Source organism: Stenotrophomonas sp. SBJS02, assembly GCF_020428325.2.
Taxonomy (GTDB): Bacteria; Pseudomonadota; Gammaproteobacteria; order Xanthomonadales; family Xanthomonadaceae; genus Stenotrophomonas; species Stenotrophomonas africana.
This window is the reverse complement of the sequence record NZ_CP109812.1, coordinates 4,225,655-4,246,087: the sequence shown is the minus strand read 5'-3', so window position 1 is coordinate 4,246,087 and position 20,433 is coordinate 4,225,655. Positions and strand designations below refer to the sequence as shown.

Genomic DNA, 20,433 nt, shown 5'->3' with positions numbered 1-20,433 from the left:
CTGCGATGCACGCGAGATGGATGGATCACCGCCGGATTCACTCTGGGCGGAGACTCCCCGTGTTCAATCGACAGGCCCCGCGTTGGGCCCATACCCTGCCATCGGCCATTGCGCTGATGGCGCCGTTCGACCTCCTGGCCTCGCTGGCCATGGATATCTATCTCCCCGTAGTGCCCTTGATGCCCAATGCGTTGGGTGCATCGCCTACGCTGGTGCAATTGACGCTGAGCATCTACATGCTGTTGCTCGGCATCGGCCAACTGCTGTTCGGCCCGTTGTCCGACCGCATCGGGCGGCGGCCGGTGCTGCTGCTGGGGGCGTTGCTGTTCACCGTTGCGTCGTTTGCGTTGGCGCTGTCCAGCAGTGGCGGCGCATTCCTGGCTTGGCGCACCGTGCAGGCGGTGGGGGCGTCGGCGGCATTGGTGGCGACCTTTGCCACGGTGCGTGATGTATACGCGGATACAGCGGAAGGCGCGTCGCTGTACGGGCTGTTCGCTTCAATGCTGGCCTTCGTACCGGCGCTGGGGCCGATGCTGGGGGCACTGGTGGCAACGGCAGCGGGGTGGCGCGTGATCTTCGTGCTTCTGGGCGTGCTTGGCGCGGTTGCCGGCCTGCGCGCGCAACGCCAGTGGCAGGAAAGCCGCCCAGCATCTGGTGCAGAAGCGGGACCGGCACTACAGAGGGTGCTTCGCAGTGGCGCCTTCTGGGCATACACGCTGGGATTCAGTGCGGCGATGGGTACGTTCTTCGTGTTCTTCTCGATTGCACCGCGCGTGCTGGTCGAGCGCATGCAGTATTCGCAGATCACGTTCAGCCTGGCGTTCGCGACCGTGGCACTGGTGATGATCCTCACTTCGCGCGTGGCGAAGCGGTTCATTGCACGCTGGGCGGTACGTGGCACTTTCCTGCGCGGGCTCTGCGTGATGATGGTGGGTGTGCTGCTGATGGCGCTCGCTGCGGTGTTTCCACTGTCATTTGCCAGTGTCGTGCTGCCGATGTGGGGCATTGCGGTGGGGCTGGTGATGGTCGTTTCGGTGGCCGCCCATGGCGCGTTGCGTGATTTCGCCGACGCGTCGGGTACGGCGGTGGCGCTTTACTACGCCGTACAGAGCGTGATCGTGGCCGGCTTCGGGACACTGGCTACCGTCTTGTTGCCAGGGGACACGGTGTGGCCGCTGGTGGCCTATGGCCTGCTGTTGCCCCTGGCCAGCCTGATCGCTGTGGCGGCGTTGCGGTGCCGCACGTAGCCTTGGGCAGTGAATAAAAAATGGGGCGGCCAAGAGGCCGCCCCAACCCGTCAATCGATCATGTGCGTGGCGTTAGAAGCGCACCGACCAGCGCACGTTCGCACTGTGGTCTCGGCTCTCGCTGCCGTACTGGCCGCTGTAGCCCAGATCCAGCTGCTGACGCGGTGTCAGCCACGCGGACAGGCCCAGTTCGGCCACCACGGCGTTGTCGGCAATCGGAGCACCCTCGACCACGAAGGTGGTGCTGCTGTTGGCGAAGGCCAGGTTGGCCACCTGGTTGCGATCACCCGAGGCACGGCGGTAGCCGACACCGCCACGCAGGTGCAACCAGCTGTCCTGCTGGAACGATGCCTTCAGGCCCTTGTCGAAGCGCAGGCCAGCGGTGGCGACCGTGGTGCCGGTGTCGTCCACCTCGCCGTGCAGGGCCGCCGCACCGCCGCGCTCGTTGATCTGCTTCAGATCCACCTCCACGCGCGCGACCTGCAGGTACGGCTCCAGCCCGGCTTCCGGACCACCGAAACGGTAGCCGGCTTCGATGAAGGCCTGGCGGGTGCGGGCGTCGTAGCGTGCGCTCAGGCTGTCGCTGAAGCCCGCGAAGGCCACATCGCGTGTGCTCTTCACCTCGTGCTTGCTCCAGGCCACGCCGCCGCGCAGGCCGAAGCCGCCCCAGGTGTGGCTGGCGTAGGCGCCGAAGTGCGTGTTGTCGATCTTCGACTTGGCGCGGCGGTCCTGCTGCTTCACGTCGGTACGGCCGGTGCCGGCCAGCACGCCAACCTGCCAGCCGGAGAACTCGCGGTCGATGCCGACCAGCAGGCCGTTGCTGTTGGCTTCGGTGCGGGCGGTGTTGGCGTTGCCATCCAGCTTGCTGTTGCCGCCCAGGGCCTGCACCCATGCGCCCGTGGCGTCGCCCGCATCGGCACCGGGTGCGGTGGCACCGGCACGACGTGACAGTGCGGCATCGCGCACATAGCGGCTGCCCTCGACCAGGGCCAATGCCGTGGCCGGATGCAGCTCGCCGCTGAGGCCATCGAGCACGCCACCGACCTGTTGCGGGAACAGCTGCGTCAGCGGCTTGGGCAGGCCCTGGTTGATTGCCAGCACGTCAGCGGCGCCGGCCACCGCGCGTTGATTCGGCGTGGTGGCGGCACTGGCCAGCGAGGCGCCGCGGGCCACGTCGATACGGGTGCCATTGGCACCGTAGGCGAGGCTGAACTGCAGGAACGGCGAGAACGCACTGAAGTCGGTTTTGGCGAACTGGCCGCTGACGCCGCCATCGGCGCGGATGAAATTGAACTGCTCGCCGAGGTAGTAGGTGCCCGGCTCCGGCAGTGCGACCAGAGTGCCGCCGAGGGTGGCGGTGCCGGTCACGTGCAGCTGGTCACTGCGCCCGCCCGGAGCGAGTTCGGCCGCGTAGACACCGGTTGCGCCCTGCACATAGTCGCCATTGATGGTCAACGTGCCGATGGAGTTGCCGGGCGCGATGATGCCGTCCACGCGGGTGTTGCCCAGCGTACCGACACCCTTCAGCAGGCCGTTGGCACCGACCGTGGTGGTGCCGCCGGTCTGCGTGCCGTTGAAGGACACCACGCCACCGTTGACGGTCAGGTTGCTGTCCTTCAGCAGGCCGCTTGCGCTGACCGTGCTCACGCCCCCGGTGGTGTTCAGCGCGGTGGAGACCAGGCTGCCGTTGAGCAGGAACTGGCCACCCTGGACCTCGACCGCAGACGTGAGCGTGTTGGCACCGTTCAATTCCAGCGTGCCGTCCTGCAGCACTGCGCCGTTGAAGGTGTTGTCGCCGCTCAGGCGCAGCCAGCCGATGCCGGACTTGGTCAGCTTGCCGGGGCCACCGATGTCGTTGGTCCAGTCATCCCAGGCATCGCCCTCCCACACCTTCAGGCCACCAGCCTTCTGGTTCATCACCACGTAGGTATCCACGCGCAGCGAGCCATAGCCTTCGATGGCCTTGCGCAGGTCCATCAGGCCCCAGCCGTAGATCTCGTCGATGCCCGGTGCGCCCAGATCGCGCGCGGTGGTCAGCAGCACGTCGCGGACCTGTGCGCTGTCCAGATAGGGGAAGCGTTCGAACAACAGGCCCAGCGCACCGGTGACGTGCGGTGCGGCCATCGAGGTGCCGCTGAGCAACCCATAGCCGTAGGTGGGCACACGCTGGGTGACGTCAAGCGACAGATTGCCGTTGGCATCCACGCCCAGCGCCGCCGCCACTGCGGAATCATCGCCATAGACTGTGGAGTTGATGCCTGAGCCGGGAGCGGCCAGGCACCAGTTGGCGCTGAGGCCGCACTTGTTGGAGGTCAGGCTGAGCGTGAAATCCTGGCCGACGTTGACGACACTGAGCCAGTACTTCTCGATGTCAGCGAAGGCACGCGGAAGGGTGGCATACATGCCGGCGATCGGGCTGGCCGATACGGGAGCCGCAACATCGCGTGCAGGCGAATTTCCCGCTGCCCAGACCTGGATCATGCCATTGGCGCGGGATCCGTCGGCATAGGTTGCGAGGTAATCGCGATCATCCGGATCGTTGTAGATCTGATCCATCAGTACCGCATTGGGCTCATTACTCAGACCCCAGCTATGGTTGACCGCGCGCACGCCCTGGGCGTTCATCTGGGCGTACATGTCGACCACGGCGGACGAATCGGGGCCAACGCTACCCAGTGAGACCACCGAATAGCCGGTTGCCGTACGCTGCCATTCGCTGGCGCTGTTGAAGAAGAGGCGGGCGACGCTGAGATCCGCCCCGAAGGCGACCCCATGCATACCATTGCCGTCGCGGTTGGCGGCGATGGTGCCGGCCACATGGGTGCCGTGTACTTCAAAGCCGATGCCGGGCTGAACATAGGGGCCGGCCATGATCAGGTCGCGAATGTTCTGTGGGACGTTGGCGTTGAAGCCGACGTAGCTTACCTGCACGTCGTCGCCATCGCTGGAGAAGCAGGCGCCGGGACCCGTGAGCTGTGTGGTGTTGGTGCAGTGCGAACCGTCGGCCAGCAAGTCGGCAATGTGGATGCTGCGATGGTTCTTCCCGGCGAACTCTGGATGGTCCAGGCCGGTGCCGCTGTCGAACACACCCAGGCGGATGCCGGTACCGGTCAGGCCCCGCGCATAGGCGTGGTCTGCGTTGGTCGCGGCCAGTCCCCAGTCGGCGTTGAATTCGTTCGTGCGCCAGCTGGCCGGATCACCTGGCTTACCGGGAATCGACGTGGCGCTGGCTGCTGCTACGGGTGTTGCGGCCGACAGGTTCGCGTCGGTCGATGAACTCGCCAGCGGTGTGGGCTGCGCCCACGCGGCCTGCAGTTGGCGCTGCTGCTGCCAGGCATCGAATGATTCGCTGGCCATGGCCGGGAGTGCGGTGGCCAGCAACAGCGAGCTGGCGACGGCAAGCGCCAGCGGGCGATGTGAGAGGGAGCGGGACGAACGGCCGTACAGCGGGTGATTCATCAGACAACTTCCTTGATTGACGGACATCAAAGGCCGTTAACCCCGCAGCGCGCCGATCACCCCCAGTGGCGTGAAGAAAATTTAATGAACAGGTTAAGATTGGGTGACATCGGCTTTCACTTCGTCTCCCTGCGGTCCCGCTACCGTGACCCAGCCTGGGCTCACCAGGCCTATCAGGGAGTGATGCAATGCGAGTTTTCAGGAAAGTGATCGCAGGGGCTGTGTTCGCGCTGGCATGTACTGGTTCGGTGGCGGTGGCAGGGCCGGTCGAGCCCTGCGACAAGCCGTGCTGGCGGGCTTACCAGATGTGCCTGGCCAGTGGTGCCGATGCCGGTGAATGCCAGCAGGCGTACAACACCTGCGTGGTCGACCTGTGCATGGGCGTGTGAGTCGCGCCGTTTGAGCGTTGCGTTCTATGGAGCCCCGTCATCGACGGGGCTCTTCTGTTTCAATCGAGGATGCCGGCATCGATACGGTAGTCTCGGCATGTCTTCATGGGCAGAGGAGTGCCATGGCCGTCAAACGTGTCGTCGCCAACATCGCCACGCCTGACCCTGCGCGTGCCGCAGCGTTCTATGGCGAACTGCTGGGCATGCCGGTGGTGATGGACCACGGTTGGATCGTCACCCATGGCGGTGAGGGCAGCGCGCTGGCGCAGATCAGCTTTGCCAGTGAAGGGGGTTCCGGCACCACAGTGCCGGACCTGTCGATCGAAGTGGACAATCTGCAGCAGGTACTGGAACGGATGCGCGCGGCCGGCATCCCGCTGGAATATGGCCCGGCCGATGAACCCTGGGGCGTGCGCCGCTTCTTCGTCCGTGACCCCTTCGGGCGGTTGTTGAACATCCTCGCCCACACCTGAGCGACAGACGGTTCGTCAGCGCCGCTTGGCACCGGCCGGTGGCACGCCGACCATGCGCAGGCAATCGGCCTGCACGGCTTCGATGAACGCGTCGGCATCCTGTGCCGGTGTGGCGATCAGGTCGTCGGTAGCGCCGTGCACGCCGGCATAGATCAACGAGGCGGTAACCTGCGGCGCCGGAAGCTGCCACAGACCGGCCGCGTTGCCCGCTTCGAGGATGCCCAGCAGGTGCCGCTGGATTGCATTGCGTTCGGCGTTGCCGCGCTGGTGGTGATGATGGTTGGCGTACACCACATCGTGCAGCGCGTGGGTGCGCACGTAGAGCTCGATGTTGGTACGGATCCAGGCACGCAGGCGTGCCACGCCATCGCCGGCGGGGTGTTGCTGCACGGCCTGGTCGACCGCTTCCATGAACTGCCGCGTGTAGCGTTGTGCCAGCGCCTGCAGGATCTCGGTGCGCGAGGCGAAGTAGGTATAGAAGGTGCCCTTGGCCACATCAGCCGCGGCGACGATGTCGCTGATGGTGGTGGCGTCTACCCCCTTTGACAGGAACAGTGCCTGCGCGGCGTCCATCAGTTCTTCCTGACGGGTTTCCGCGGGCTTGGTGCGAGGCCTGGCGACAGCTGGGGTCTGCATGGTGGGCAAGGTTCGGGTGCGACGGTAGCCATTCTAGCTGTCCTTCGGCATTGACTGACCGCCGGTCATTGACCGACGGTCAGTCAGTAGCTACGATGCGCGCACGTCCTCCCCCGGGATCCACACATGCAACGTTTCCAACGTCCGGCCCTGGTGTTGGCCGCCTACCTCGGCACGTTTCTCGCCTCGCTGGACATCAGCATCGTCAACGTCGCGCTACCCACCCTGCAGCAGGCGTTGAGCACTGACATGGCCGGGCTGCAATGGGTGATCAATGCGTATGCGATCGCGTTGTCGGCGCTGATGCTGTCGGCAGGGCCGCTCGGGGACCGTTACGGTCATCGGCGGATGTGGTTGATCAGCGTCGCCACCTTCACTCTTGGTTCGTTGCTCTGCGCCTGTGCCAACACTCTTGCGACCCTGGTGGCTGGACGCGCAGTGCAGGGCATCGCGGGCGCATTGTTGATTCCCAGCGCCATGCCGATCCTCAGCCACGCCTTCCCCGACGCGCGACTACGCGCACGCGCGATCGGCGGCTGGTCGGCGTTCAGTGCGTTGGCCCTGGTGCTGGGCCCGCTGCTGGGGGGCGTGCTGGTGCAGCGCGCCGGATGGCCCAGCATCTTCCTGATCAACCTGCCGCTGGGCCTGCTTGCGCTGGCGCTGGGCGCCTGGGGAATTCCGGAGCGGCGGCATCCGCAGCACGCTGCACTGGACCCTGCCGGGCAGCTGCTCAGCATCGTCGCGCTGGGTGCGCTGAGTTACGGGCTGATCGCGATCGGCGCGCATGGCCTGCTGGCCCCGGTGACGCTGCTGGCGTTGGGCGTCGCAGCCGCTGGACTGATCCTGTTCGGCATCGTCGAACGCCGCGTGGCACGCCCACTGCTGGCGCTGGACCTGTTTGCCGACCGCCGCTTCGGCATGTTCAACCTGGCATCGTTCGTGCTGGGCTTCACTGCCTATGCCAGCCTGTTCTTCCTGTCGCTGTTCTTCCAGCAGGCGCAGGGGCACAGCGCTGCGCAGGCCGGCGCCCAGTTGGCGCCGCAGTTCCTGTTGATGGGTGTCGTCTCGCTGTTGTTCGGTCGTCTGGTCGCCCACCTCGGGCTGCATGCCGCGCTGGCGCTGGGCTACGCCCTGGCCGGGACAGCGCTGTGCGCGATGGCTACGTTTGAACCGGCTACTTCACGTGCCTATGCCAGTGCTGTACTGGTGCTGCTTGGCGTTGGAATGGGGCTGGCAGTGCCGGCGACCGGCATGGCCGTCATGGCCAGCGCGCCGGTCGAGCGCGCGGGTATCGCTTCAGCCACGATGAACGCATTGCGCCAGGCAGGCATGAGCCTGGGCATCGCGCTGCTGGGCAGCCTGATGGGCCAGCGCGCCGTACAACAGTTCGCTACTTCCGCACAGGCGGCCGGGCAGCGGGGGCTGGTGGCACAGGCGCGCGAAATGATCCTGCAACCGAGCTCGACGCACGCCACGCCGCAGATGCTGGCGTGGTATCGCAGTGCGATGGCCAGTGGTTTCGGCTGGGCGATGGCGGTGGCCGGTGCGCTGGCCCTGCTTGTGGCGCTGGGTCTGTATCGGCAGCGCGCACCGGCCTGACGCGCGGCATTCAGCCCTGCTGGCGTTGCGGGCCCTCTGTCGTGCGTTCGGTCTCCTGTTGCTGCTGTTGCTGCTGGCGCGCATTGGCGTGGCGAGCGTGTCCACCTTCACGACCGATCGCGGCCATGTGCTGGCGGTTGCGGCTGATCGCCTCGCCGCCCTTGCGGCCTGCGACACGTGCTTCGGCCGGACTGAATTCGTGCGCGTTGCCGGAGGCGTGCGCGGCCCGCCCGCCCTTGGCAGCGATCGCGCGCTGCTTGTCCTGGTCCATTGATGCGAAGCCCCGGTTGGAGCTGCGCGGGTTCTGCTCAGTCATGTGAAATCTCCTGCAGTGTGGACGCCGCCTTCGTAGACGACAGCATCCATGCTTGGCCATCGCACGCTAAGTCCAGGTCGCCATCTTCGCCACAGCTTTCACGCGCCCTGCGCACGGGGCTGATGGCGCAGCCATTCAGGCGGGTGCTGCAACCCGGAAGCGCTTTCGCTCAACCGAGGTCACCGCCGCTGTTGATAGCATGCGCAACAACGCCACTCGGCTGGCCACGACAGGGACGTAGAACATGAACAGGATTGGAGTGATCGTATTGCTGGCCTGTGCCGCCCCCGTCCATGCAGCCAGCCCCCTGTTGTCCGGCAGCTTTGTCCACGTCGGCTATTCGGCCACCGACGAACAACTGCCGGCATCGCAGTTGCCGCTGTTCCTGGATGAGCTGCAGGACCTGGGCAACGACACGATCATCCTCGGTCAGCTGCGTGCCACCCGTGCTGGCGTGGGATGCGCCAGCGGCGTGCAGGATTTCGAATGGATTGCCGGCTTTCCCGGCAAGCTCGGCACTGTGCTCGACGCGGCAGCCGCGCGCGGCATGAAGGTCGTGGTCGGCACCACCTACAGCTCGGGGCAGTGCGCCACCTTCTGGCAAGGCCAGAACGCAACGGCCGTGGCACAGGATGCGGCGCAGTCGCTGGCCCAGCTTGGCCAGCAGTACGGATCGCATCCGGCGTTCGCAGGCTGGTACATCACCGACGAGCCGGCACAGGTGCCGGCTGATCGCGCGCCGTTCTACCGCGCGATCGTGGCGGCGCTCAAAGGCAGTACACCTTCGCGGCCGGTGATGGCGGCACCCTACCTTGCGTCATCCACCGTTGATCCGGCCAGCGTGGGCCGGGCTGCTGTGCAGTTCCGTACGGCCACCGGCGTGGACGTGCAGATCTGGCAGGATGGCATCGGTGCCGCCTCGCATGCCCGATTGTTCCAGTGGGATCGCGCCGGCCATTCCACCGAGGCGTATTACGAGGCGCTGTCGGCGGCGCTGGGTGCCAGCGGCCTGTGGGCCGACATCGAACTGTTCAACCATGGCAGTCCCTTGTTCCTGGACACCGGCAATGGACTGTCCGGCGCCTATCGTCCGGCCTCGGTACAGCGCATCAACCAGCAGTTGTGGAGTGCGCGCTCGGCCGGCAAGCGCGTTGCCTGGCTCAACCAGTACCACATGTCCGAGGTGGTCGGCCCCGGCCAGGGCTATGGCGAATCGCCGCGGCTGATGAACACCTATCGCGGGTTGTATGGCCTCGGTGCGTCCTACAGTGTCGATCCGGTGCAGACCACCTACAGCTACAGCGTAGCGCCAGATGCGAACTATCCCGACAGCAGCGGTCACGAGCTGTTTGATCGCCGCGTGGGAGATCCGCGCAATCCGATGGATGCCGGCTGGGTGGGCGTGCATGGCAACGTCAGCATCACCATCGACCTGGGCCAACGCAGGCGGGTGGACTGGATCGGCCTGCATACGATGACCCGCCCGGCGTGGGGCATCGTCACGCCGACGTCGGTGGAGGTGATGTGCGCTGAGCCGGGCACTGCCGCAACCCGCATCGGCGTGCTGTCGGCACCATTCACCCAGGCAGGGCTGAGCGGTTCGACCGAAGAGGAATACGTGCTGGGCAATGCCGCGCCGATGGCTGCGCAGTGCCGCACGCTGGAGCTGCGGTTGGCCAATGGCAGCTGGACCTTCCTGAGTGAGATCGAGATGGCGGCGGAGCAGTAGGCGCCTCAGCCCTGCGGTGTGTCGCGCAGTCGCTGCGCGAACGGCCGCTGCTCAAGCGCCTGCAGTGCGTCGCGCAGCACCTGCTCCAACGGCTGTCCAAGATCGGCATCGAGGCTGCGCGCCGCGCGCGCCGTGGCTTGCCATTGCGCCTGCAGCGCCGGCAACGCCTGCAGCGCGCGCGGGCTCAACTGCAGGATGCGCTCGCGGCTGTCTTCACCGACCGCAGCGTGCAGCCAACCGTCGCGGACCATCGCTGAAACCGTCTGGCTGAGCGCCGAATGGCTGAGTCCGCAGGCCAGTGCCAGGTCCTTGATGCGGCAGGGGCCCTGCGCCATCAGCGTGCGCAGCACTGGGGTGTAGCGCGGCCGGTAGTCCAGCTTCAGGTGGCGGTAGGCCTGCTCGACCGCCGGGTCGAGCTGGTCGAGCAGGGCCCGCAGCAGCGTCCCCAGCGTGGCGTGTTGGAGATCCATGGAGGCGATGATATATAAGTACTTATATATCATCAACGGGGGTGCGGTCATGGCGGTTTCGTGGATGCTGGGCGCGCTGCTGGCGGCGTCCTGCCCGGCCCAGGACGCGGTGCTGCAGGCGGCGGCCACGGCGATACAGGCGCAGTACCTGGACGTGGCCGAGGGCGCGCGCATTGCCGAGGCGGTGCGCGGCTGGTCCAGCCAGCAGCGCTATGTGGACAGCTGCGCGGACCCGAAGGCGTTCAGCGCACGCCTGAACCAGGATCTGGACGTGTTCGATGGCCACTTCCATGTCGAGCGGGTGGATGCCAGCGGCGACCAGGACGACTGGCTGATGGCCTGGCGCGCGGATGCGCGCAGCACGGGTGCGGGCGTGCGCGAGGTGCGGGTGCTGGAGGGCAATATCGGTTACCTGCGCCTGAGCACCTTCTATCCGCTCGATCTGGCCCGGCCGAAGCTGGCCGCAGCTTTCACCCTGCTGGCCGACACCGATGGCCTGGTGCTGGACCTGCGCCAGAACGGGGGGGGGCGATGACGGCAGTGCGGACCTGCTGGTGCGTACCCTGCTGGAGTTAGATGTCACCGCAGTGCAGGTGCTGGAGCAACGTGGACGGCGTACTCCCGTGCCACTGCCGCCAGCGAGCCTTCCGCCGTACCTGAAGCCGTTGGTGATCCTGATCGACCGCCGTACCGGATCGGCCGCGGAATTTGTCGCGTACTCGCTGCAGGCGCAGGGGCGGGCACGTGTCGTTGGTAGTCGAAGTGGGGGCGCGGCACATATGTTCGATGATCCTGTGCTGCTGCCGGATGGCTATCAGATCAGCATTCCCGACCGGCAGCCGATCAACCTGCGTACCGGTAGCAACTGGGAACGTACCGGTGTCACGCCTGATGCAGCAGGCGGTGACGATCCGCTGTTCGTCGCGCGGCAGTTGCTGGCCCGATCGGCATTGCAGAAATGAACGCACAATTGCAACCGCGCCCTATCGCAGACGACATGCTGCATGCCTAGAATCGAAGCATCCCGGTAGTTCCCGGGCGCTTCGAGTGAATGGACTCAATGAAGATTCTGTTGACCGGCAGTTCCGGGCGGATCGGGCGTGCGATCTTCGGCGCGTTGGCGGCGGCCCATGAAGTGGTGGGGTTGGATCGCAGTCCGTTCGCCACTACGCGCATCATCGCCGATGTCACCGACCGTCATGCGGTCACGCGGGCGGTGCAGGGCGTCGACGCGGTCATCCATGCTGCGGCGCTGCACGCCCCGCACGTCGGGCTGGTGCCGGATGCGGTGTTCCAGCAGATCAATGTGGACGCCACCGCGCACCTGCTGCAGGCGGCGCGCGAGGCCGGTGCACGGCGCTTCGTGCTGACCAGCACCACCGCGCTCTATGGTCACGCGGTGGTGGCCGGCGGCTGCCGCTGGATCGACGAGGACACCGAACCCCTGCCGCGCACCATCTACCATCGCAGCAAGCTGCAGGCAGAGGCGTTGGCTGAAGCTGCCGCCGCGCCGGGCTTCAGCGTGCGCGTGCTGCGCATGGCCCGCTGCTTCCCCGAGCCACCGGAGCGGATGGCGATGTTCCGCCTGCACCGTGGCATCGACGCGCGCGACGTGGCCAGCGCGCACGCCGCGCTGCTGCACGATGAGGGCGCGGCCTTCGCGCGCTACATTGCCTGCGCTCCGACGCCGTTCCAGCGCGATGACTGCCTGGAACTGGCGACCCAGCCGCGCAACGTGCTGGCCCGTCGCGCGCCACAGCTGCTGGCCGAGTTCGAGCGCCGCCGCTGGCCGTTGCCGCTCAGCATCGATCGCGTCTACGACAGCGCCCGTATGCGCAGGACGTTGGGCTGGCAGCCGCGCTTTGGGCCGGACGATGTCCTGCAGCAGTACGCCGCTGGCAGCATCGAAGTTCTGCCGCGGGCGCAATGGATCAAGGACCGCGTGGCCGAATAGGGCGGCAACGGGGCGGCTTCCTGACCCGACCCTGAGCAGGTTCAGGAATGTGCAGGCCCGCCGCCTCAACCTCGTTGGCAGGCGGCCGCTAACCCGGTGCGCTTCCAGTGCCGGGCACGACCCGGCGGCCGGTGGCCTGCGCGATGGATCGCGCGCCTGCGCGGTGCCTTCGCGGCGCCGGTCGTCCTGAACTGCCTTGCGGACCTTTCCATGCCTCCTTCCCGCTCCGCCGCTGCCCGCCGCCCGGGCAGCATTGCCCACAAGCTGATGCTGGGCACCGCTGTGATCGCACTGCTGTGCTTCGGCCTGACCGCATTCCTGATCTACCGACAGGCCAGCGCCAGTCTGATCAGCGCCTCGCGCCAGACCATGACCAGCGAGGCCAACGCCGAAGCGCGCCAGGTTTCGGCCGACCTGGGCACCGCCTTCGCCAGCAACGATGCCATGGTCGAAACCGTGCTCGCCCAGCGCGCGCGCGGTGACGTGCCCGATCGCGCCAGCCTGGCGGCAGTGCTTGGCGAACAGCTGCGTACCCACCCGGAGTGGCTGGGCAAGAGCACCATGTGGGAGGCCGATGCCTTCGACGGCAAGGATGCAGAGTTCGTCAACACCGAAGCGCACGATGCTACCGGTCGTTACATGAGCTACTGGGCCTGGCACGACGGCAAGCCGCAGCAGTCGACGATGACCGACTACACCGAGACCGCCAGCGGTTCGGGTGACTGGTACATGGTGCCCAGCCGCGACAAGCTGCCGAAGGTCAGCGAACCCTATGCCTATGACATCGCCGGGCAGCAGGTGCTGATGAGTACGCTGAGCACGCCGATCATCGAGAACGGCAGGTTCCTTGGCGTGTTCACCGTGGACTTTTCGCTGGCAGCGCTGCAGAAGCACCTGGCCACGTTGAAGCCGATGGGGGCCGGCCGCGTCGAACTACTGTCGCCGAAGGGCGTGGTGCTGGCTTCGGCCAATGCCGCCGAGATCGGCAAGCCGCGCAACGATGCATTGACCCGCAGCATGCTGGCCGACATCGCCGCCGATCGTCCGTTCGAGGCCTTCAGCCCCGATGCGGCCGGCAATGTGCGCGTGTATGTGCCGCTGCGCGTGGGCGACGCCCCTCAGCGCTTCGCGCTGGGCGTGGTGATGCCGCATGCGGTGATCGTGGCCGAGGCGCGTCAGCTTCTGTGGCTGACCCTGCTGGTTGGCGTGGTGGCCGCGCTGACGCTGAGTGCCGGTGTCTATGTGCTGCTGCGCCGGTTGGCGATCCGCCCGTTGGCCGAAGCCGTGCGTGTGGCCGGCGATGTCGCCGCGGGCAAGCTGGACAGCACCCTGCCGGCACGCAGCGACGATGAAGTGGGGCGTTTGCTGGAAGCGATGCAGGGCATGCGCGGCCAGCTGCAGGCGGTGATGGCTGCGCAGGCGGAGATGGCGCGCCGCCACGATGCCGGAGAGCTCAGCTACCGCATGGATGCCTCGGCGTTCCCCGGCGAATACGGTCGCATGGTGGCCGACAGCAACCAGTTGGTGGCGTCCAGCAATGCAGTCACCCAGCGCTTGGTTGAAGTGATGCAGCGCTACGCCGTGGGCGACCTCAGCGTGGACATGGAAGCGCTGCCGGGCGAGAAGGCGGTCTTCACCGCTGCAATGGCCACCACCAAGAGCAACCTGGCCGCGATCAATGAGCAGATCCAGCAGTTGGCCGCAGCCGCCGCAGCCGGTGATTTCGCGGTGCGCGGCGACACGCTGCGCTTCGACCACGACTTCCGCCGCATGGTGGAAACCCTCAACACCATGATGCAGGTCAGCGACCACAACCTGGCCGAGCTGTCGACGCTGCTGCGCGCGATCGCCGCAGGCGACCTCAGCGCGCGCATGCAGGGCGACTTCCACGGCGTGTTCGCGGTGATGCGCGACGACGCCAACAGCACCGTGCAGCAGCTGACCCAGATCGTCGGACAGATCCAGCAGTCGGCGGCCAGCATCCGGCTGGCGGCGGGTGAGATTGCCGCGGGCAATAGTGACCTGTCGCGCCGCACCGAGCAGCAGGCGGCAAACCTGGAAGAGACCGCGGCCTCGATGGAGGAGCTGACCTCCACGGTGCGCCAGAATGCAGACCATGCGCTGCAGGCCAATACCCTGGCCGGTTCCGCGGCCGGCGTGGCCAGCGAAGGCGGCCAAGTGGTCAGCCAGGTGGTGCAGACCATGGAGCAGATCGAATCCTCTTCGCAGCGCATTGCCGAGATCATTTCGGTGATCGATGGCATCGCGTTCCAGACCAACATCCTGGCGTTGAACGCGGCGGTGGAAGCGGCGCGTGCCGGTGAGCAGGGCCGTGGCTTCGCCGTGGTCGCCAGCGAAGTGCGCGCGCTGGCACAGCGCTCGGCGGGCGCTGCGAAGGAAATCAAGGCGCTGATCGACGCCTCGGTGGCGCAGGTCGGTGCCGGTGCGCAGCTGGTGCACGGCGCGGGCCGCACCATGCAGGAGATCGTGGGTCAGGTCGGTCGGGTCAACGAGATCATGGCCGAGATCTCGGCCGCATCACGCGAGCAGTCGGCCGGCATCGAGCAGGTCAACCAGACCGTGGTGCAGATGGACGAAACCACCCAGCAGAACGCCGCGCTGGTGGAGGAAGCCAGTGCCGCCGCGCGGGCGATGGAAGAACAGGCCGAGCAGCTGGCGGTGGCGGTCTCGCGCTTCCGTCTGCACGCCGAACCGGCAGCCGTGGCACGCCGCGCGGCCTGACCCCGCAAACGAAGACGCCCGGCGGGGGCCGGGCGTCGATTGCATCCTTGCCGCGCATCCCTGCGCAGTTCTGAGGGCTCAGAACATGCCTTCAAACGGGTTCCAGCTGGCGCGTCCTTCCACCTTCTCCAGGTAATAGCTGTAGTTGGTGCTGGAGGCGACCAGCAGGTTCATGGCGATGAACAGCATCCGCCCCACGACGTCCGGAAGGAACATGGAGACGATGGCCAGCACGATGTTGATGCCGATCAGCACCAGTGCCTTGCGCCACATGCCCAGGATCAACAGGTAGATGGCGCCGAAGAACAACGCAAAGAAGTTCAGGTTGATCTTCAGGCGGTCACCGAAGGACAGCGCCTTCCAGGCCTGCTTGAAGCCGGGATTCTTGGGGGCGCCGTGCTGGCGGAAGAAGTTGAAGCGGAACTGCCACTTCGGGCTGAACTGGGACAGGTCAGTGGTATTCATGGGAAACATCCCTGTTGGAAAACGTTTTCATGATAGGGCAAGTCCTATTCAGGATCCAAGCTTCGGCGTCAAAAATGTGACGCCTGCCGTGTTCCACGTGGTGTGGCGGGGCGCCGCACCGTCACCCATCCGCCTTGTTTTTAGGATAGGGTGCGCAGTTCCGCTGCCGCCCCTGCTGGATCTGGGTGGCAGCGGGATGTCCATGGAGGTTGCATGACCACACCTGCTACACCGGAAAACGCACCGGGACCGGTGCTCCTGCCGACACCTGAAGTGGTGCAGGCACAACAACTGCTCGCTCGCCAGCAACTGGCGGTGGCGATGGACCGTGCGCGCACGGCCGCCACGCAGGATGCGGCACCGGCCGCGCTGCAGAGCGAGTAATCCGCAACACGGCCGATCGCGCTGGCCAGCCGCCAGCGCGATCGCGGCGCGCGCCGGCGGTCAGAACCGCGCGGTCATGCTCAGGAAATAGCTGCGTCCGGCCACGAAGTAGTCGGTGGAGCCTTCGGCATACAGCTTCTTGTCGGCCAGATTGCTGACGCCGCCGCGCAGGGTCAGCACCTCGTTGAGGTTCCATGCCGCGGTCAGGTCATACAGGGTGTAGGCCTTGAGGAACGTCGTGGCGGTGCCGGTCTGCTTGCCGGTGTACTGCGCCGACAGGCTGCTGGAAAACACCGTGTTGGGCGCCCAGTCCAGCGACGAGTAGCCGGAGAATTCCGGCGTATCGATCAGGTTCCTGCCGGTGGTCAGGTTCTTGGCCTCCTTCATCCAGGTGGCCGAAGTGCGCCAGCGCCAGTGCTCGCCGAAACGGAAGTTGAGGTTGCCTTCCATGCCGCTGGTACGGGCGCGCTGCACGTTGCTCATGCGCGTCCACCAGATGCCGTTGAACCGGCCCAGCGGCGCGTACTCGATCTTGTTCCTGAAGTCGGTATGGAAGTAGGTCAGGCCCGCATCGACCAGGTCGTTGTCGAAGCTGATGCCGATCTCGCGGTTGGTGCTGGTTTCCGGGTCCAGGTCCGGGTTGCCGGCCATGTAGCAGCCGCCGCGGGTATAGCCGAACGGGATCAGCGAAGTGCAGCCGCGGCCGCCGGACTGGGTGGCCGCGCTGGGCGAATTCTCGGTCAGGCTGGGCGCGCGGAAGCCTTTGGAAACGCCACCGCGGATCGTCCACTGCTCGGCCGGATGCCAGACCAGGTAGGCTCGCGGGCTGACGTGGCCGCCGAACGTCTCATGGTGGTCCAGGCGTGCGCCCAGCGTCAGCGCCAGGGTGCGGTGCAGCTTCAGTTCGTCCTCGACGAACAGCGCCCAGGTATCGACCTCCAGGTCCGAGCCACTGACCGCGTTGCCGGCGTAGTCGATCGGCGCGCGGCCGATGGTGTCGGTGTTGGTCAGCTCCTGACGCTTCCACTGGCCGCCCACGGCGAACTGGTGTTCAACGCCAAGGGTGAAGGGCGTGGTCAGGCTGCCTTCGATGATCGTATCGGTGGCCTCGGAACGGCCGGTGGCACCGATGTCGTTCCTGTACTCGGTCCAGTAGGCGCTGAGCTTCGAGTTGCCGAAACGCCACTTGCCATCGTGGCTGAGTGCCAGCGAGCTGCGCTTGAGTTCACTGGCACCCCAGGCGCCTTCGTCCTGCCTCTCCAGCGATGCATCGATGAAGGCCTGCTGCACGCCGTGGCCGGCCTCCAGCGACAGTTCCTGCGCATCGCTGAGCCTCCACTGCAGCAGCGCGTCGACATTGCGGTCCTTCTCGCCGGCGTAGGCGTTGCCGTAGACACCGCCGTTGGAGCGGTCCGAGTCGCGGCGCATGCTGTTGGCGCCGATGCGCAGCCCGAAGCGCTCGCCGAGCGGGCCGGAGAACGTCGCGCCGATCTGCTGGGTATCCCCGCGCTTGCCGTCGCCCGGGCGGGTGTAGCTGTGGGTGGCGCTGCCGTTCCAGTCATCGCCGATGCGCTTGGTGATGATGTTGATCACGCCGCCCATCGCGTCAGAGCCATACAGCGACGACATCGGGCCGCGCACTACCTCGATGCGTTCGATCTGGTCGGGAGAGATCCAGTTCAGGTCCTGGCGGCCCAGGTCGGGACGGTAGTTGGTGGAGGCAGAACTGCCCATGCGCTTGCCGTCCACCAGCACCAGCGTGTAATTGGAGGGCATGCCGCGCAGCTTGATCTTGGACTGTTCGCCCGCGGCGCTGAGGCCGCCGGTCACGCCCGGCACGCGGCTGAGCAGAGTGGCCAGGTCGTGCACCGGCTGGCGCTCGATGTCCTCGCGGCTGATCACGCTGATGCTGGCCGGCGCATCCTTGATCCATTGCTGGGTGCCCGAGGCGGTGACCACCACGGTATCCAGATCCTTGGTGGAGGCATCGGCGCTGGCCTCAGCGGCAGCCAGCCCGGGCAGGGCCAGCAGGCAAGCAGTGGCCAGGGCAGTGGCCAGGCGGGTACGCGGCAGGCGCGCGGAGCGGAAAGGGTACGGCAGGGACATGACGGCTTCCATGGGAGAGAGAAGGGACCCGGTGGAAGCAGCAGGTGCAGCGGACAGCAGGCAGCCCCTTCCCTGGGTCGTCGGCGCGCGGTGTGTACGGCGCAGCTGGGTGGGTCTGTGCCGTGCGGAAGACGGTGACCTGCCTGGTTAATGAAATGATAACCGTTCGCGTTTGTTACGATCCAGTACCCCCGGTGACGAAGTGACAACCTCCTGCGCCGCCACGGCACGCCTGCTGTTTGCTGAATGGGGATAAATCCCGGCGTAGACCTTCGCACGCGGCTTACATCCGGCGCCCTAGACTGGGCCGCATTTTCGATTCCGCCCCGTTGGAGATCGTGTGGGTTCCGGTAGTGACAGACATCGACTGTGTGGCCCAGCGCCGACACAGCCAGGACAAGTGCGGGCGCCGGGAAGGCGCGCCGGGAACCTTCGTGCATGCAGCCCGGCCGGGACGGCCGGCCGTGCCGATCGTGGGGAGTAAGCGGTGATGGGGGGGCAAACCATCCACGCAGGCGCGGAGGCACCCGGGCTCGACGCCGGGTGGGCGCTGCTGCCGGCCGAGTCGCCGCTGCAGATGCCCGAGCAGACCCTGCGCGCAGGCGAACTGAAGGTCCGCCGTCACCGCACCTCGCCGCGGCTGATCGGCCTGCGCCGGTTCTATATCTTCGGCGGCACGCTGGCGATGACCGCCATCGCCACCCGGATGATGTGGCGGGTGCTGTCGGCCAATGGCATCAGCGTGCTCGAAGCCTGCCTGCTGGTCCTGTTTGTCGGCCTGTTCGCCTGGATCGCGCTGTCTTTCGCCAGCGCCCTGGCCGGCTTCCTGACCGCCGTGTTCGATCGTGGCTACCGCCTCGGCATCGACCCGGACAAGCCGCTGCCAACCGTGCACAGCCGCACCGCGCTGCTGATGCCGACCTACAACGAAGACCCGCGTCGCCTGTTGGCCGGCCTGCAGGCCATCTACGAATCAGTGGCCGCCACCGGCCAGCTGGAGCGCTTCGACTTCTTCGTGCTCAGCGACACACGCCGCGAGGACATCGCGCGCGCCGAGGAACAGGTGTTCGCCGAGCTGCGCGATCGCGTACCGGACGGCCGGGCGCGGCTGTTCTATCGCCGCCGTGGCGACAACAGCGGGCGCAAGGCCGGCAACATCGCCGACTGGGTCCGCCGCTTCGGTGGGGCCTACCCGCAGATGCTGATCCTCGACGCCGACAGCCTGATGACCGGCGACAGCATCGTGCGCCTGGTGGCCGGCATGGAACACAACGCCGATGTGGGCCTGATCCAGACCCTGCCGTCGGTGATTGGTGGCCGCACCCTGTTCGCCCGCATGCAGCAGTTCGGCGGCCGCGTGTACGGCCCGGTGATCGCCCGTGGCGTGGCCTGGTGGCATGGCGCTGAGAGCAACTACTGGGGTCACAACGCGATCATCCGCACCCGTGCCTTTGCCGACCACGCCGGCCTGCCGGCGCTGCCGGGGCGCAAGCCGTTCGGCGGCCACGTGCTCAGCCATGATTTCGTCGAAGCGGCACTGATGCGCCGCGGCGGCTGGGCCGCGCACATGGTGCCGTACCTCGGCGGCAGCTACGAGGAAGGGCCGCCGACCTTGACCGACCTGCTGGTGCGCGACCGCCGCTGGTGCCAGGGCAACCTGCAGCATGGCAAGGTGGTCGGCAGCCGTGGCCTGCACTGGATCAGCCGTACCCACATGCTGATCGGCATCGGCCATTACTTCACCGCACCGATGTGGGCGATGCTGATGTTGATCGGCATCGCCATTCCGCTGTTCCAGGAGGGCATCGATTTCAATGCCCTGCTGCACCTGTCACCGAGCGTGTACTGGCGCGCCCAGGATGAGGAGCAGGTGGTCCGCCTGTTCGCGGCGACCATGGCGGTGCTGCTGCTGCCCAAGGTGCTGGGCTACTTGGCGATGCTGCTGGACCCGGTCGACCGCCGTGGCTGTGGTGGTGCGATCCGCGCGTTCGTCTCGATGCTGGTGGAAACCGTACTGGCCGCGCTGATGGCACCGGTGGTGATGTACGTGCAGTCGCGCGGCGTCGCTGAAGTGTTGTCCGGCCGCGATTCCGGCTGGGATGCGCAGCAGCGTGACGACGGCGGCATTTCATGGATGGCACTGATCCGTGGCTACGGCGGCCTCGGCGTGTTTGGTGCGTTCATGGGCGTGCTGGCCTGGGCGGTGTCGCCGTCGCTGGCAGCCTGGATGGCACCGGTGGTGATCGGCATGGTGCTGGCGGTGCCGGTGGTGGCGCTGACCTCCTCGCGCGGCCCGGGTGCCTTCCTGCACCGTCTTGGGCTGCTCGATATCCCCGAGGAGAACATCCCGCCGCCGGTGCTGGTGCGTGCGGCACAACTGCGCCGGGAAGCCGCCGAGCAACCGCCGCTGTACTGATCCGCCTGCGCCAGCGGCATAATGCGGCTCGAACTTGAAGGAGCCGCA

At 66.6% G+C, this 20,433-nt stretch carries 15 protein-coding genes and 1 pseudogene; 10 read left to right on the top strand and 6 right to left on the bottom strand.

Annotated elements, in window-relative coordinates:
• Positions 1 to 59 precede the first annotated feature (59 nt).
• Entirely contained in the window at positions 60 to 1,247 is a 1,188-nt protein-coding gene (gene cml / locus FQS62_RS19575; RefSeq protein ID WP_088480050.1) for a CmlA/FloR family chloramphenicol efflux MFS transporter, read from the top strand.
• Between the two features lie 72 nt (positions 1,248 to 1,319).
• Here cml and FQS62_RS19570 read toward each other — a convergent pair whose 3' ends face one another.
• Positions 1,320 to 4,706, bottom strand: coding sequence for an autotransporter domain-containing protein (locus FQS62_RS19570; protein WP_049449081.1), 3,387 nt, complete (start codon positions 4,704 to 4,706; stop codon positions 1,320 to 1,322).
• A gap of 188 nt (positions 4,707 to 4,894) precedes the next feature.
• Between FQS62_RS19570 and FQS62_RS19565 the strand changes: the two genes are divergently transcribed.
• Both FQS62_RS19565 and FQS62_RS19560 read left to right on the top strand, forming a co-directional pair.
• Entirely contained in the window at positions 4,895 to 5,095 is a 201-nt protein-coding gene (locus FQS62_RS19565) for a hypothetical protein (RefSeq protein WP_049449083.1), read from the top strand.
• Positions 5,096 to 5,217: 122 nt separating this feature from the next.
• The gene (locus tag FQS62_RS19560) at positions 5,218 to 5,568 is read left to right on the top strand and encodes a VOC family protein (protein ID WP_049449085.1); all 351 of its coding nucleotides are present in this window, start codon (positions 5,218 to 5,220) and stop codon (positions 5,566 to 5,568) included.
• A 15-nt stretch (positions 5,569 to 5,583) separates the two neighbouring features.
• Here FQS62_RS19560 and FQS62_RS19555 read toward each other — a convergent pair whose 3' ends face one another.
• Positions 5,584 to 6,204, bottom strand: coding sequence for a TetR/AcrR family transcriptional regulator (locus tag FQS62_RS19555; protein ID WP_049449088.1), 621 nt, complete (start codon positions 6,202 to 6,204; stop codon positions 5,584 to 5,586).
• Positions 6,205 to 6,330: 126 nt separating this feature from the next.
• Between FQS62_RS19555 and FQS62_RS19550 the strand changes: the two genes are divergently transcribed.
• Positions 6,331 to 7,803: an MFS transporter gene (locus tag FQS62_RS19550; protein WP_208043877.1), complete on the top strand. Its 1,473-nt coding sequence runs from the start codon at positions 6,331 to 6,333 to the stop codon at positions 7,801 to 7,803.
• Between the two features lie 10 nt (positions 7,804 to 7,813).
• Here FQS62_RS19550 and FQS62_RS19545 read toward each other — a convergent pair whose 3' ends face one another.
• On the bottom strand, positions 7,814 to 8,119 hold the full coding sequence (locus FQS62_RS19545) for a KGG domain-containing protein (RefSeq protein WP_049449091.1): 306 nt from the start codon (positions 8,117 to 8,119) through the stop codon (positions 7,814 to 7,816).
• A 244-nt stretch (positions 8,120 to 8,363) separates the two neighbouring features.
• Between FQS62_RS19545 and FQS62_RS19540 the strand changes: the two genes are divergently transcribed.
• Positions 8,364 to 9,848, top strand: coding sequence for a DUF4434 domain-containing protein (locus FQS62_RS19540; protein ID WP_208043876.1), 1,485 nt, complete (start codon positions 8,364 to 8,366; stop codon positions 9,846 to 9,848).
• Between the two features lie 5 nt (positions 9,849 to 9,853).
• Here the strand turns inward: FQS62_RS19540 and FQS62_RS19535 are convergent, their stop codons facing one another.
• The gene (locus tag FQS62_RS19535; RefSeq protein ID WP_107380472.1) at positions 9,854 to 10,318 is read right to left on the bottom strand and encodes a MarR family winged helix-turn-helix transcriptional regulator; all 465 of its coding nucleotides are present in this window, start codon (positions 10,316 to 10,318) and stop codon (positions 9,854 to 9,856) included.
• A 49-nt stretch (positions 10,319 to 10,367) separates the two neighbouring features.
• On the opposite strand from FQS62_RS19535, the pseudogene FQS62_RS22325 reads away from it, so the two are divergent.
• The 3 genes and pseudogenes from FQS62_RS22325 to FQS62_RS22320 all read left to right on the top strand — a co-directional run bounded on the left by FQS62_RS22325 (position 10,368) and on the right by FQS62_RS22320 (position 15,014).
• Positions 10,368 to 11,280, top strand: a pseudogene (locus FQS62_RS22325) (S41 family peptidase).
• A 98-nt stretch (positions 11,281 to 11,378) separates the two neighbouring features.
• Positions 11,379 to 12,272 carry an NAD-dependent epimerase/dehydratase family protein gene (locus tag FQS62_RS19520; RefSeq protein WP_088480976.1) on the top strand — a complete coding sequence of 298 codons (894 nt, stop codon included), beginning with the start codon at positions 11,379 to 11,381 and terminating at the stop codon, positions 12,270 to 12,272.
• Positions 12,273 to 12,482: 210 nt separating this feature from the next.
• Positions 12,483 to 15,014: a methyl-accepting chemotaxis protein gene (locus tag FQS62_RS22320; RefSeq protein ID WP_049449099.1), complete on the top strand. Its 2,532-nt coding sequence runs from the start codon at positions 12,483 to 12,485 to the stop codon at positions 15,012 to 15,014.
• Positions 15,015 to 15,092: 78 nt separating this feature from the next.
• Here FQS62_RS22320 and FQS62_RS19505 read toward each other — a convergent pair whose 3' ends face one another.
• Positions 15,093 to 15,479 carry a DUF2628 domain-containing protein gene (locus tag FQS62_RS19505; protein ID WP_049436940.1) on the bottom strand — a complete coding sequence of 129 codons (387 nt, stop codon included), beginning with the start codon at positions 15,477 to 15,479 and terminating at the stop codon, positions 15,093 to 15,095.
• A 213-nt stretch (positions 15,480 to 15,692) separates the two neighbouring features.
• Between FQS62_RS19505 and FQS62_RS19500 the strand changes: the two genes are divergently transcribed.
• Positions 15,693 to 15,863 (top strand): hypothetical protein, encoded by a 171-nt coding sequence (locus tag FQS62_RS19500; protein WP_162838397.1) that lies wholly within the window; start codon positions 15,693 to 15,695, stop codon positions 15,861 to 15,863.
• Positions 15,864 to 15,923: 60 nt separating this feature from the next.
• On the opposite strand, the gene FQS62_RS19495 is transcribed toward FQS62_RS19500, so the two are convergent.
• Positions 15,924 to 17,969 (bottom strand): TonB-dependent receptor domain-containing protein, encoded by a 2,046-nt coding sequence (locus tag FQS62_RS19495; protein WP_208043708.1) that lies wholly within the window; start codon positions 17,967 to 17,969, stop codon positions 15,924 to 15,926.
• Positions 17,970 to 18,459: 490 nt separating this feature from the next.
• Between FQS62_RS19495 and mdoH the strand changes: the two genes are divergently transcribed.
• Positions 18,460 to 20,385, top strand: a complete 1,926-nt coding sequence (gene mdoH, locus FQS62_RS19490) for a glucans biosynthesis glucosyltransferase MdoH (RefSeq protein ID WP_057499680.1) — start codon at positions 18,460 to 18,462, stop codon at positions 20,383 to 20,385.
• Positions 20,386 to 20,433: the final 48 nt, after the last annotated feature.